Raw genomic sequence first — 13182 nt, 5'->3', positions numbered from 1 at the left:
TGTCGGCGAGATCGACCTGTTAGCTATCGTGTTTGATCATACGGAGGTCAAGGGCTGAATGCCTCCTAAGATCAGAATCTGTGTACAAGAAGGATTTTCCACAGATTGATGTCCTCGTCTGTGCGCCACCGTCAAGTACCTGTACTCCTCGGGTCGCCTCCCCTCTCTGGCGAAGGAGCGGCAGCCGGAGGGTGACCTCGGGCTCAGGCCGCCATGCCTGTCGGCGCGGTGAGCCGCCACGCCAGTCGGCGCCGGGGAGCCGCAACCATGCCTGTCGACGCCGAGCGCCGCCGCCATGCCCGCCGGCGCCGGACACCCTACGGTGGGCGTATGGCGAGCGACGAGATCCCGGGTTGGCTCAAGCGGGCGTTCGCGGTGCCGAACGCGCTGTACCGCTACCGCCTGGGCCGGCTCCTCGGGCATCGATTCGTCCAGCTCACGCATGTCGGGCGGCGCAGCGGCCGCACGTTCAGCACGGTGGTCGAGGTCGTGCACTACGACCGGACCACGGGCGAGACCTTCGTCGTGTCCGGCTTCGGACACCACTCCGACTGGCTGCTGAACGTCCAGGCCGACGGCGGCGTGAAGGTCAGCTTCGGGGGGACCCCGCGAACGGCGTCGTACCGCATCGTCCCGGTCGACGAGGCGGCCGCGGTGTTCGCCGGGTACGAGCGCCGCAACCGGCTCCTGATGCTGGTCGCCCGGCCGCTGCTCACCAGGCTCGCCGAGTTCGACTACCGGAGCACCGACGACGATCGGCGCCGCCTCGTCGAAGTCCTGCCGATGATCGCGCTCCGTCCGGCCTGATCGCCGTACGACGCCGGAGACCGTGTCGCGTCGCCGGCCCGGGCGGCGTGGCCGCTCACGTCGTTGCCGTTCCCTCCCGAGCCGTCCCCGACGATGCTCCGCCGGCCTCGCGGTCGAGCCACGCCGCCAGGAGGTCGAAGCTGAGGGGCGCGATCGGGTGCGGCGTCATCGGTGCCACGGGATCGATCCATCTCAGTTCTTCCAGCTCCGCCTGCGCCCGCGGGCGCTCGCCCGGCGCGAGCCGGACCACGAAGGCGTGCGCATCGACGCGATGATCCGGCTCGTTGGCGGCGGGCGCGCCGAACTTCCCGAGCGGCACGGGGCGCGCAGGGTCGAGCACGAGCCCGACCTCCTCCTCGAACTCACGCAACAACGCGGCCATCGGGTCCTCGCCGGGTTCGATCTTGCCGCCCACCTGCATGAACGACGTCGTACCGCGCTTGCGGACCAAGAGGTGACGCCCGTCTGCACCGACGACGACCGCCGCGACGATCCGCAGCGTGGTCACGGAGGCCGTCACGCCTGATCGACCTTCTCGTCGATGACCGTGCCGCCCAGCACCTTCACGACCAGGGGCACACCGACGAGCCCGTTGCCGCCGGTTTCGAGGTCCGGGTCGTCGGCCGAGAGCTCCTCGTACGAGGCTCCCCCTGCGCCCGGGGTGGCGGACGTCTCCTGCGCGGCCGGCCCGGCGGCGCCTCCGGTGACCGGATTGCGTGCCGCCTGGGCCCGGCGCAGCGCCTCCCGGGCACGCTCGGCTCCGGTCAGCCGACTCGGTGGCTCCTGGGTCGCGTAGACGGATTCAGGAACAGGAGGCGACGTGGCTCCGCCGACGCCGCTGCGTTCGAGGTCGTCGTCGTAGCCGGGCGGAGGCTCCGGGATCGGCTCGTCGTCCGGCGGTGCGGCGCTCGCCGTCGCGGCTCTGCCGCGTGTCGGCCGCGCTCCGTCAGGAGTCGACGTCGGATCCGGCGACGCGCCAGGTGAAGGATGGGGTGGCGGAGCGGGCGCCGACACCGGTGCGGTGCGCTCGGCCACCGCGACGGCGGTCGATCCGCCCTCGCCGGAACCATCGTTCGCGCTGAGGCCGCCGACCGCCCCTGGTGCGCCGCTCGCGGTCCTGGCCTGGACCGCGGTGGTGTCCCACACGTCGACCGTCTCCGGGCCGGTGCCTCCGCCGCCGTTCCCGCCACCGGTCGAGCCGGGGATGTCGGCAGCACTCGCGTCCTCGGTGACACCCGAGCCGCCGGTCGAGGACGGCACGTTGGTGTCCTCGCTTGCCTGAACACCAGGAATCGGCACCTCCGGCCAGCCGTCGGAGTCTGCGGGCATGCCCGTCGCGGCCGACGAAGCCGCGTCCGCAACCGACCCTCGTGAGCCCTGGCCGTTGTGCTCCGCACCGGTCGATGCCCGCGGACCGGTCGTACGGCGCTGCCCCGCACGACCGGACGGGCCGCTGTCCGACCCGGGACCACCCCCGGTCCCTCCGGAACCGCTTCCCGGACCGCCCGCCGGACCGGTGCTGCCGCCCGGCCCGCCGCCGGAGGGGTCGGAGCCCCCGGCGGAGCCCGGGCCCTCGCCCACGATGCCCTCCACCCTCACCTGGATGCCCAGGGTCTGGTAGACGGCCTCCTCGACGGCACTCGTGTGGCGGGGGTTCGCGAAGGCCCGAGCGAGGCCGTCCGCGCGGAAAGCCAACCTCAGTACCCCGGCATCAAGACTCGCGACCTGCGCGTTCTGCCCGACGAGCGACCACGTGACCCGCGCCGCCGACAACGTCTCCAGCACCTCCGGCCAGCGTCGACGCACCTCTTCGGTGGTCATCGCGCCCGAGCCGGCCGGAGCCGGCTCGGACGAGGCCGGCCGGTCGGGTTCCTGGCGCCCCTGTTCCGCCGACGCCTCGGACGGCTGGGCGGGATCCGGCACCCGCACCGGCTGGTCCTGCTCGACGGCATTCTGAGAGCGCGGCGCGACCGCCTCCTCGGCTCGTGCCCCGGGTGTGGCCTGGGCGGAAGCCATCTCCTGAGGGTCCGTCGCGGCGCTCTCGTCCGACTCCGGCGGACCGGCGGGCGCGCCTATCGCCGGTGATCCCGGCGCGGACCCGCCCGACGCGGACCCGCCCGATGACGAGCCTCCCGCCGCCGTTCCACCCGCCGGCGCTCCCTTCCTCGCCCGGTTCGCCTCGACGACAGCTCGCGCGGCCGCGGCGCCCGTCAGCCCGCCGCCCACGTCTCCGGCAGGAACCGGCTCGGTTCCGGTGCTCGCGGCCGTCTGCGTGGTGTTGCCCCCGCCGGCCTGGACCGCGATCCCCCCGCGTTCCAGCCGGTCGATGCGCGCGGCGAGCCCGGCGGATCCGTCGTCGGCTCCGGGGAGCAGGAGCCGCGCGCACAGCAGTTCCAGATGCAGGCGCGGCGACGTCGCGCCCGTCATCTCCGTCAGCGCCGCGTTGACCAGATCGGCCGCGCGCGACAGCTCGGCCACGCCGAGCCGGCCCGCCTGCGCCCGCATCCGCTCGAGCTGGTCGGCGGGAAGGTCCCGCAGCACGGCGTCCGCGGCGTCACCGGAGACGCCGATGACGATGAGGTCGCGCAGCCGTTCGAGCACGTCCTCGACGAAGCGCCGCGGCTCGTGCCCGGTGGCGATGATCTGGTCCACGACCCGGAAGATCGATGCCCCGTCGCGTGCCGCCAGCGCATCCACGACGTCGTCCAGCAGGGACGAGTGCGTGTAGCCCAGGAGCCCGACCGCCAGGTCGTAGCCGACCTCGCCGCCCGATGCCCCGGCGATGAGCTGATCCATCACGGACAGCGAGTCGCGCACCGATCCGCCGCCGGCCCGCGTCACCAGAGGCAGCACGCCGGACCCGACCTTGATGCCCTCCGCGTCGGACAGCTTCTCCAGGTAGGGCGACAGCACGTCCGGCGGGACGAGCCGGAACGGGTAGTGGTGCGTACGGGACCGGATGGTGCCGATCACCTTGTCCGGCTCGGTGGTCGCGAAGACGAACTTGATGTGCGGCGGGGGCTCCTCGACGATCTTCAGCAGGGCGTTGAAGCCCTGGGGCGTCACCATGTGCGCCTCGTCCAGGATGAAGATCTTGTACCGGTCCCGAGCGGGGGCGAAGGTGGCGCGCTCGCGCAGGTCGCGGGCGTCGTCGACGCCGTTGTGACTGGCGGCGTCGATCTCGACGACGTCGAGGGACCCCGATCCTCCGCGGGCCAGCTCGACGCACGACTCGCATTCGCCGCACGGGGTGTCGAGCGGACTGTCGGGGGTGTTGCGGTGACAGTTCAGCGTGCGCGCGAGGATCCGGGCCGACGTCGTCTTGCCACACCCGCGCGGGCCGCTGAACAGGTAGGCATGGTTGACCCGCCCGCTGCGCAACGCCTGCATGAGGGGTCCCGTCACGTGCTCCTGACCGATCATGTCGGCGAACGTGTCGGGCCGGTAGCGGCGATACAAGGCGGTGGTCACGCGAGCAACGATAGACGGGGACACCGACACTGACGAAGGGTGCGGCGAATCGTGCGGGCTGCGCGTCGAGAGGCGTGCCGGGACCGGATCCCGGGCGAACCAGCCAGGGCCGCCTACCACTCCCGGAGAGGGCGACGCGAGGCGGTCGACACCCGGCGCGGCTCAGTGCGCCGTCACGTTCGACCAGTACAAACCAGGCACGCAGCCGAGCTCGCCGATCTCGAGCTGCACCCGCGGGAAGTCCGTGTAGCGGAACGGCTCGTCGTCTCCGACCCGTACGCCCACCAGGCAGTCGCGGTGCCCCGGCCCCATGACCGAGGCGGCCAGTTCGTCTCCCTCGCGCCGCACGGCCACGGTGTGGTCGGGGAACGCTTCCTCCAGCGCCGCCAGCACGCTCGCCTCGTTCGAATCGGGACCAGCCTCGGAGAGCAGACCGAGCAGCCGCTTCTCGTTCTTCGGCGACGAGGCGGACTCGACCTTCCAGGGCGCCGCGGGATCCGGTGCCGTTGAGAACTCACCGCTCGATCCCGGCGCGGGGCAGTCGATCGGGGCCAGGCCGGCGGCCTCGTCGTACTCGTAGTAGCCGACCGTCAACCGGTAGCACCGGACGGCGTGCCCCGCCGAACGATCGCGAGTGAAGAGGGCGCCGGCCGATCCACCGTGGACGACGACCTCGATGCGGACATCCACCCGCGCGCCGTCGGCCTCGTTCGTCGTTCCGTCCCAGCCCAGCACCTCTACGGTGACGTCGGCGTTCCGCTCGTCGGCGAGCCGAGGGTCCGGCTGCTCCAGGAAAACGCTCTCGGCGATCTGTTCGGCGTGCAGTACGCCGTTGCTGTTGTGGAGCGGAACGACGGCCTCGTCGGCGATGACCGCCGCAGTGTCGGCCGCCTCCCGCTCGGCGATCCGGTCGCCGTTCTGGGGCGTCGCCAGATAGATCCCGTATCCGACGACCGCCACGACGGGCACCACGATCACCACGGCCAGCGTCCAGGCGATGACCAGCCCGGTCGTTCGCCCCCGGGAGCGCCCGGCCGACGGCGGGTCTGGCTTGCGAGGGGTCCGGTCCATGAACCCTGTATAGCGCTCCGTGACGAGGGCCCGACCACAATCACCAGGCCTCTACCATCGACACGTGACGACGACGCGCGACCTCCCTCGCTCCAGCCCCGAGGCCGAAGGACTGAACCCGGCGGCGGTCCTCCGCCTGGTGGAGAACCTCGACCGCCTGGACTCGGTGCACAGCTTCATGTTGCTGCGGCACGGGAACGTCGTCGCCGAGGGCTGCTGGACGCCGTACGACGCCGCCACGCCGCACGTCATGTTCTCCGTGAGCAAGAGCTTCACCAGCCTCGCCGTCGGCCTCGCGATCTCGGACGGGCTGCTCGGCCTGGACGACAAGGTCCTGGACCACTTCGCCGCCGAGGCGCCCGACTCGCGGTCGGACAACCTGCGTGCCATGACGATCCGGCACCTGCTGACCATGAGCGCCGGCCACGACGTGTCGACGATGGAGGCGATCGTCCCCACGAACCTCGGGCTGCGCGACGCCGACTGGGTCCGCCAGATCCTCGCCATGCCCGTTCCGTACGAGCCGGGCTCGCGGTTCGTCTACAACACCGGGGCCACGTACCTCGCCGGCGTCGCCGTGCAGCGCCGCACCGGCCGCCGGCTGCTCGACTACCTCGGCGAGCGCGTCCTCGGGCCGCTCGGCTTCCAGGGCGCCACCTGGGAACAGGACCCGGACGGTCTCGACGTCGGCGGCTACGGGATGCGCGTTCGCACCGAGGACCTGGCGAAGCTCGGGCAGCTCTGCCTCCGGCGCGGGCAGTGGGACGGCGCCCAGCTCGTCCCGGCCGAGTGGATCGACGCCGCCACCTCCCGCCAGATCGACAGCACCCACGACGACTGGCCCGAGTGGCGTCAGGGCTACGGCTACCAGTTCTGGCGCTCACGGTTCGGCGCGTACCGGGCCGACGGCGCGTTCGGCCAGTACGCGATCGTCTGGCCCGAGCACGACGTCGTCCTCGCGATCACCTCGGGCCTGCAGAACCTGCAGTCGGTGCAGGACGCCGTGTGGGACGGCCTGCTCCCCACGCTCGACCCGGCCGCGGCGCGGGAGGCGGGGCTGCCGCCCGTCGCACGGGGTATCGCGCCGTTCGATGGTCCGCCGTTCGATGGTGCCCCGTTCGATGCCGCCGAGTCGCCGGGCGCTGCGGGGGAGACGGAGCAGCCCGCTGGTGGTGCGCAAGGAACGCCCGCGCCGGACGGCAGCCCGCGACCGTCGTCGCGCATCGTGCCGCCCGACGACGGCGTCACCTGGGACCTGCACCTCCCGCTGCCCGCCGGCGGGCACACCGGGCCCACGACGTCGGCGACCGGCAGGACCTATCGCATGGGCCCGAACAGCGGCGGCCTCGAGGCCCTGGAACTGAGCCGGGACGACGACGGCCGCCTGGTCCTGCGCGAAGAGATCGGCGGCACGGAACGGACGCTCGGGCTGGGGGACGGCGAGTGGGTGCGGCAACGGGTCGACCTCGCCGACGGGCCGGAGGAGCTCGCCTGTGCCGCCGCCTGGACCGCGACGGACACGCTGGTGGTGCGCATGATCGCCGTCGGCACGCCGTTCGCCTGGACGCTCACGCTTCGATTCGACGGCGACGGCGACGGCGACCGCGTGGCCGCCTCTCTCGACCAGAACGTGTCGTTCGGCGAGACCCACCTGCTGGACGCGACCGGCACGGCGACCGAGCCGGAAGCGGCCGCCTGACGGCCGACTGGAGCGGGGCCCTGGCCCGACGGGGCGGTTCGAATGCCGAGGCGTCCGCCCTGTGACCGGAACCGGGCGGCTCGAGGGCCGACGTGTCCGTCTCGTGGCCGGACCAGGCGGCTCGACGGCCGACGCCTTCGTCCCATGGCCCGACCGGGCCGCCGGCCCCAGCCCGACGCTCGGCCACGACTCGGCCACAGTTCGCCCTCCGACGAGCACTTTCGTAGCTCGTGTCGGTGGTGGCCGCTAGCGTTCGCACCATGTCCCCAGACAGCGGAGTAACTGCGCACGGCGTGCGGCGGTCCTTCGGGAGCGTCCAGGCGGTGGCCGACGTCGACCTCGTGGCCGCGCCCGGTCGCGTGACGGCGTTGATCGGGCCCAACGGGTCCGGCAAGACGACACTTCTCCTCGTGCTCGCCGGGCTGCTCACCCCCGATGCGGGTACCGTCTCCGTGGCCGGGTTCGATCCGGTCACCCAGACCTACCAGGCCCGTTCGCGCACCGGCTGGATGCCCGACGTGTTCGGCACCTGGGACTCCTTGACGGCCCGCGAGGTGCTGACCACCGTCGCCGCCGCCTACCGGATCCCCGCGGGGGACGGCGAACGGCGCGCGGCCGAGCTTCTCGATCTGGTGCATCTCTCCGAGCTCGCCGACCAGCCCGCCCACGTGCTCTCCCGGGGGCAGAAGCAGCGCCTGGGCCTGGCGCGCGCCCTCGTGCACGATCCCGAGGTGCTCCTGCTCGACGAGCCGGCATCCGGCCTGGATCCCCGTTCCCGCGTCGACCTGCGGGTGCTGGTGCGGCGGCTCGCCGCCGCGGGCAAGACCGTCCTCGTCTCCTCGCACGTGCTGACCGAACTCGACGAGATGGCCGACGACGCCGTCTTCATCTCGCGCGGCCGAACGGTCGCCGCGGAAACGATCGAGTCGGCGGGCGAGACCCGTCAATGGCGCATCAGCGCCCTCGACCGGGACGTGCTCGTGGCGCATCTCGACCAGGCCGGCGTCACCTACGTCGTCGAGCCCGACGACGGTGCGGGCGTCCTCGTCCCGCTGTCCGACGAGACCGAGGCGTCCGCCCTGCTCGGCGACGCCGTGCGTGCCGGGGTCGACGTGGTGAGCCTCGCCCCGGCGGGTGGCGTGCTGGAACAGAAGTACCTGGCGCTCGAGGAGGAACGGCGATGACCGGGACGACGACGGAGGCGGGCGCGCCCGCGCCGACGGGGACGACGGCGGCCGCCGGAGCCGAGCGTGGGACCTGGTCCCTCTCCTGGCACGGGTTGCGCACCGTCACGCGACTGGAGCTGCGCCAGCGCGTGCGGTCGACACGGTGGAAGCTGGCGCTCGTGCTGTGGGTGGTGGTGGTCGGCGTGATCACCGGGCTCACCACGTGGGCGCTCACCGTCGAGGCGCGGGACTCGTACTACACCGGAACGGGCGAGCCCCTCGGCGGGATGATCTACAGCATCGTGGTGTTCTTCGTGCTGTTCCTCGGACTGCTCGTCGCCCCCACGCTCTCGTCCGGAGCGATCAACGGCGACCGAAACGCGGGCACCCTCGCGACGCTGCAGGTCACGATGCTCAGCCCGGCGGAGATCGTGCTCGGCAAGCTCGCCGCGTCCTGGCTCGCGGCGCTCGCGTTCCTCGTGGCGAGCGTGCCGTTCATCCTGTGGGCGCTGCTCGCCGGCGGAATCACCGCACTCGCTCTCGTGGGCACGCTGTTCATGCTGGCCGTGGTGCTCGGCGTCGTATGCGCGATCGGGCTCGGCTTCTCGGCGATCGTCACCAAGCCGTCCGCGGCCGCGGTGCTCACCTACCTGACGATCGGGACCATCACGGCCGTGCTGCCGATCCTGTTCGGGCTGCTGGCGCCGCTGACCACCACGGACGACCAGGTGCGCGTCTGGGCGGAGACGTCCTACGACAGCGAGACGGGTTTCGCCGAGGGATGCGAGTGGCAGACGCACACGATCCCGGTCTGGCATCACGAGCGCACCTGGTGGATGCTCGCGCCAAATCCGTTCGTCCTCGTGGCCGACGCGCAGCCGCTGACCGCGGACATCGACGAGATGGACGACATGAACCTGCTCGCCATGCTGCAGTACGGCGTGCGGTACGCGATGACGGACGAGAGCACGGAGCGAAACGAGTGCTGGACCGGGTACGACGGGCCCGACCCGGACGCGCCCGTCGAGGAGACCGAGGTCACCGACCGGATGGCGTGGCCGTGGGGTCTCGGATTCGACCTGCTGCTCGGGGGCGCGGGCGTCGCCGTCGCCGTACGCCGGCTGCGGATCCCGACCGGTGTCCTGCCGAAGGGCACCCGCGTGGCCTGAGCGGCCGGTCCTGCCGGTCAGCGGCCAGCTCTCCGGCGGCTGGTTCCTTGGCGGTCGGTCCGGTCACCGCGACGGCGGATGGTCCGGTCACCGCGGCGGCGGCCGGCTCGGTCACCGCGACCGGGCGCCCCGCGGCGGCCCTGGTCATCGCTGCGGCCGATCTCCGCGGCCTCCGGTTCAGGCGTGCAGCGCGTCGTACTCCGCCTCGGCGGCGACGTCGTCGTCGACGTCGAGGCGGAGGTGTGCCAGCACCGACTGCAGCACGCGCAGCGCGGACGCCGCGCGTTCACCCCACACGGAGAAGTAGCTGAACTGCCACCACCACAGCGCCTCGAGCTCGTGCCCGGCGTCGTAGTGCTGCAGGCCCTTGGCCACGGCCTCCGCCACGCACGCCAGATCACCGGAGAGCGTGGCCGGCCCGACCTCCTCACCGAGCATCGGGTCGGAGACCTCGAGGTAGTCGTCGAACCCGTCGAGGAGCCGCGACAGCGCGTCGCGCAGCGGATCCATGTCCGTCTCGGGGCCGGCGTCGGGCTCGAACCGCTCGGCCGGGACGACGTCGACGATCGCGGCGAGCCGCGCGCCGACGGCGAGGAGGTCGCTGGTGGCCAGCACCAGGAGCGAGAGCTCGGCGCCCGGCATCGATCCGGACGCGATCTTCGTCATCGTCGACAGAAATGTTCTGGCCTGGGCGGATGCCTGGTCGGCAACTTCGCGGAGGTCGGAGTCCGCGGCGATCTCGCTCATGGTTGTCACCCCTGTGATCAGCTGCCGACGATCCGCCGGCCTTCGAATGCCCGCCCGAGGGTCACCTCGTCGGCGTACTCCAAGTCTCCCCCGACGGGCAGTCCGGACGCCAGCCTCGAGACGGTGATTTCCAGCGAACCGATCAATCGGGAAAGATAGGTCGCCGTTGCCTCGCCCTCGACGTTGGGGTCGGTGGCGATGATGACCTCCTGGACCGTGCCGTCCGCCAGCCGGGACATGAGCTCCTTGATCCGCAGATCGTCCGGGCCGACGTTCTCGATCGGATTGATCGCTCCGCCGAGCACGTGATAGCGGCCACGGAACTCACGGGTGCGCTCGATCGCGACGACGTCCTTGGGCTCCTCCACCACGCAGATGACGTCGTCGCTGCGGCGCGGGTCCGCGCAGATGCGGCAGCGCTCGGCCTCGGCGACGTTGCCGCACAGCTCGCAGAACCGCACCCGCCGTTTCACCTCCACGAGCGCGTCCACCAGCCGTTTCACCTCGTGATCGTCCGCCGCGAGCAGATGGAACGCGATGCGCTGCGCGCTCTTGGGGCCGACGCCGGGAAGTCGCCCGAGCTCGTCGATCAGGTCCTGGACCGCGCCTTCGTACACGCGGGACAGCCTACGCGGGCACTCCGACATCGACGACGGCGAACGCGGCGTGGTCAGGCGGCCTGGCGTCGCCCCGCTACGACGGTGTCAACGCGCACGACCGTGTCGCCACGCCACGACCGCCGCGCCGCGCACGACCGCGTCACCGCGCCACGGCCGATTCACCCCGCCATGACCCGGCCGCCGGACACCCGCGCCCGCCCGCCCGGCGCCGGGAGAGAATGCGCAGCGTGCCCGAGCTCGATCTCCTCACCATCGCTCTGCTCCTGTTCGCCGCGCTCGCTGCCGGCTGGGTGGACGCCGTCGTCGGCGGGGGAGGCCTGATCCAGCTCCCGGCCCTGCTCCTTGTCCCCGGGATCACCCCGGTCCAGGCGCTCGCGACGAACAAGCTCGGCAGCATCCTGGGCACGGCGACGTCGTCGATCACGTACTACCGGCGCGTGGGGCCGGATCTGCGTACCGCCGGCCCGATGGCGGTCACCGCGCTCGCCGGGGCGGTCGGCGGGGCGGCCCTCGCGGCGCTCATCCCGGCGGACCTGTTCAAGCCCGTGATCCTGCTCGTGCTCGCGGGAGTGCTCGTGTTCACGCTCGCACGGCCGAGGCTCGGCGAGTACGACGACCTGCGCTGGGTGGGCAACGGTCACCGCCGGATCGCGGCGGCGATGGGTCTGCTCATCGGCGGCTACGACGGCCTGCTGGGGCCCGGCACCGGGACGTTCCTCGTGATCGCGCTCGTGAGTGTGCTCGGGTACGCGTTCCTGCCGGCGTCGGCCATCGCGAAGATCGTGAACTTCGCGACGAACCTCGGCGCGTTGATCTTCTTCGTGCCCGCGGGGCACGTGCTCTGGACGCTCGGCCTCGGCCTCGGCGCGGCGAACCTCGTGGGCGCGTACCTCGGGGCGCGGATGGCGGTGGCGCGGGGGTCGCGGTTCGTGCGCGTCGTCTTCGTGCTTGTCGTTGCGATCCTGATACTCCGGCTTGGCTGGGACGTGGCCGAGGATTGGGTGTCCTGAAGGGTGGACGTCCTGGAGTCGTGTCCGACACCCGTCGTAGCCTTGGCGAGCAAGCAGACCGATCCCGGCGGGCCGTTGAAAGAGACGGAGGCCGGCAACAGGAAGCAGGCACATGGCACTTGTCGTGCAGAAATATGGCGGTAGCTCGGTCGCTGACGCGAAGAGCGTCAAGCGGGTCGCGAAGCGTATCGCCGAGGCGAAGCGGGCCGGGAACGACGTCGTGGTCGTCGTCTCCGCGATGGGGGACACCACCGACGACCTCCTGGACCTGGCCGCACAGATCAGTCCTCTCCCGCCGAAGCGCGAGATGGACATCCTCCTCACCGCGGGCGAGCGCATCTCGATGGCGCTGCTGGCGATGGCCACCAACAACCTGGGGATCAAGGCGAAGTCGTTCACGGGCCCGCAGGCAGGCGTGCTCACCGATGCCGCCTACGGGAAGGCGCGGATCGTGGACGTCGTCCCGCACCGCATCCGGACGACGATCGAGAAGGGCCAGGTCGCGATCGTGGCCGGGTTCCAGGGCGTCAACAGGAAAGAAGACGACGTCACCACGCTCGGCCGCGGCGGTTCGGACACGACGGCGGTGGCGCTGGCGGCCGGCCTCGGCGCCGACGTCTGCGAGATCTTCACCGACGTGGACGGCGTGTTCACGGCGGACCCGCGCATCGTGCCGACGGCGCGCAAGATCCACCGCGTCACCTACGAGGAGATGCTGGAGCTCGCGGCGTCGGGCGCCAAGGTGCTCGCGCTCCGCGCCGTTGAGTACGCGCGGCGTTACGGCGTGCCGCTGCACGTGCGCTCGTCGTTCAGCGGCGCGCCCGGCACCCTCGTGTCCGGTACCTACGGAGACCTGATCGACCCGAACGCCCCCGACGGCGACAAGGAGGAAGACGTCATGGAAGACCCACTGATCTCCGGCGTGGCGCACGACCGGTCCGAGGCCAAGATCACGGTCACGGGCGTCCCGGACAAGCCCGGTATGGCCGCGCGCATCTTCGAGGTCGTGGCGGCCTCCGGCGCGAACATCGACATGATCGTGCAGAACGTTTCCGCGGCCTCGACCGGGCGGACGGACATCTCCTTCACGCTGCCCGAGGGCAGCGGCCCGAGTGCCCTGGCCGCGCTGCGTGACGTCAAGGACGAGGTCGGCTACGAGAACCTCGAGTTCGACGACCAGATCGGCAAGCTGTCACTGGTGGGTGCGGGCATGAAGTCCCACCCGGGCGTCTCGGCGCGGCTGTTCGGCGCCGTGCGCGACGCCGGGATCAACATCGAGATGATCTCCACCTCCGAGATCCGCATCTCGATCGTGACGCGAGCCGACAGCCTGGACGACGCCGTGCGCGCGGTGCACACCGCGTTTGGTCTCGACAGCGCCGACGGCGAGGCCGTCGTCTACGCCGGGACGGGGCGGTGATC

11 protein-coding genes are annotated in these 13182 nt (G+C 71.7%); 6 read left to right on the top strand and 5 right to left on the bottom strand.

Translation table 11 applies throughout. The features are described from left to right. Positions 1–330: 330 nt before the first annotated feature. A complete protein-coding gene (locus IIE03_RS05015) occupies positions 331–807 on the top strand; it encodes a nitroreductase family deazaflavin-dependent oxidoreductase (RefSeq protein ID WP_192861657.1) in 477 nt (158 codons plus the stop codon). 55 nt (positions 808–862) lie between these two features. Here IIE03_RS05015 and IIE03_RS05010 read toward each other — a convergent pair whose 3' ends face one another. From IIE03_RS05010 to IIE03_RS05000, 3 genes are all read right to left on the bottom strand, one after another. Beyond that, positions 863–1327, bottom strand: a complete 465-nt coding sequence (locus IIE03_RS05010; protein WP_192861656.1) for an NUDIX hydrolase — start codon at positions 1325–1327, stop codon at positions 863–865. Further along, the gene (locus tag IIE03_RS05005) at positions 1324–4278 is read right to left on the bottom strand and encodes a DNA polymerase III subunit gamma and tau (protein ID WP_192861655.1); all 2955 of its coding nucleotides are present in this window, start codon (positions 4276–4278) and stop codon (positions 1324–1326) included. Before IIE03_RS05005 ends, IIE03_RS05010 begins: the two co-directional genes overlap by 4 nt. A 162-nt stretch (positions 4279–4440) precedes the next feature. Then, entirely contained in the window at positions 4441–5349 is a 909-nt protein-coding gene (locus tag IIE03_RS05000) for a hypothetical protein (protein WP_192861654.1), read from the bottom strand. Between the two features lie 64 nt (positions 5350–5413). Between IIE03_RS05000 and IIE03_RS04995 the strand changes: the two genes are divergently transcribed. From IIE03_RS04995 to IIE03_RS04985, 3 genes are all read left to right on the top strand, one after another. Then, a complete protein-coding gene (locus tag IIE03_RS04995; protein ID WP_192861653.1) occupies positions 5414–7048 on the top strand; it encodes a serine hydrolase domain-containing protein in 1635 nt (544 codons plus the stop codon). A gap of 260 nt (positions 7049–7308) precedes the next feature. Then, positions 7309–8232: an ABC transporter ATP-binding protein gene (locus IIE03_RS04990; protein WP_192861652.1), complete on the top strand. Its 924-nt coding sequence runs from the start codon at positions 7309–7311 to the stop codon at positions 8230–8232. Continuing rightward, positions 8229–9383 carry an ABC transporter permease gene (locus IIE03_RS04985; protein WP_192861651.1) on the top strand — a complete coding sequence of 385 codons (1155 nt, stop codon included), beginning with the start codon at positions 8229–8231 and terminating at the stop codon, positions 9381–9383. Before IIE03_RS04990 ends, IIE03_RS04985 begins: the two co-directional genes overlap by 4 nt. Positions 9384–9560: 177 nt before the next feature. On the opposite strand, the gene IIE03_RS04980 is transcribed toward IIE03_RS04985, so the two are convergent. Beyond that, positions 9561–10130: a DUF5063 domain-containing protein gene (locus tag IIE03_RS04980; protein WP_192861650.1), complete on the bottom strand. Its 570-nt coding sequence runs from the start codon at positions 10128–10130 to the stop codon at positions 9561–9563. A gap of 17 nt (positions 10131–10147) precedes the next feature. Beyond that, the gene (gene recR / locus IIE03_RS04975) at positions 10148–10747 is read right to left on the bottom strand and encodes a recombination mediator RecR (RefSeq protein ID WP_192861649.1); all 600 of its coding nucleotides are present in this window, start codon (positions 10745–10747) and stop codon (positions 10148–10150) included. A gap of 221 nt (positions 10748–10968) precedes the next feature. Here recR and IIE03_RS04970 point away from each other — a divergent pair, with 221 nt between their 5' ends. Both IIE03_RS04970 and IIE03_RS04965 read left to right on the top strand, forming a co-directional pair. Beyond that, entirely contained in the window at positions 10969–11760 is a 792-nt protein-coding gene (locus IIE03_RS04970; protein WP_192861648.1) for a TSUP family transporter, read from the top strand. A 112-nt stretch (positions 11761–11872) separates the two neighbouring features. After that, positions 11873–13180, top strand: coding sequence for an aspartate kinase (locus tag IIE03_RS04965; protein ID WP_192861647.1), 1308 nt, complete (start codon positions 11873–11875; stop codon positions 13178–13180). Positions 13181–13182 lie beyond the last annotated feature (2 nt).

It is taken from the genome of Myceligenerans pegani (genome assembly GCF_014892515.1).
Lineage (GTDB): Bacteria > Actinomycetota > Actinomycetes > Actinomycetales > Cellulomonadaceae > Myceligenerans > Myceligenerans pegani.
This window is presented reverse-complemented; position numbering and strand designations above follow the sequence as displayed.

What these genes read in the sequence shown, in the direction of transcription:
- IIE03_RS05015 (WP_192861657.1), top strand. Translation starts at nt 331, where the DNA reads ATGGCGAGCGACGAGATCCCGGGTTGGCTCAAGCGGGCGTTCGCGGTG.
- IIE03_RS05000 (WP_192861654.1), bottom strand. Translation starts at nt 5,349, where the DNA reads ATGGACCGGACCCCTCGCAAGCCAGACCCGCCGTCGGCCGGGCGCTCC.
- IIE03_RS04990 (WP_192861652.1), top strand. Translation starts at nt 7,309, where the DNA reads ATGTCCCCAGACAGCGGAGTAACTGCGCACGGCGTGCGGCGGTCCTTC.
- IIE03_RS04985 (WP_192861651.1), top strand. Translation starts at nt 8,229, where the DNA reads ATGACCGGGACGACGACGGAGGCGGGCGCGCCCGCGCCGACGGGGACG.
- IIE03_RS04980 (WP_192861650.1), bottom strand. Translation starts at nt 10,130, where the DNA reads ATGAGCGAGATCGCCGCGGACTCCGACCTCCGCGAAGTTGCCGACCAG.
- IIE03_RS04970 (WP_192861648.1), top strand. Translation starts at nt 10,969, where the DNA reads ATGCGCAGCGTGCCCGAGCTCGATCTCCTCACCATCGCTCTGCTCCTG.
- IIE03_RS04965 (WP_192861647.1), top strand. Translation starts at nt 11,873, where the DNA reads ATGGCACTTGTCGTGCAGAAATATGGCGGTAGCTCGGTCGCTGACGCG.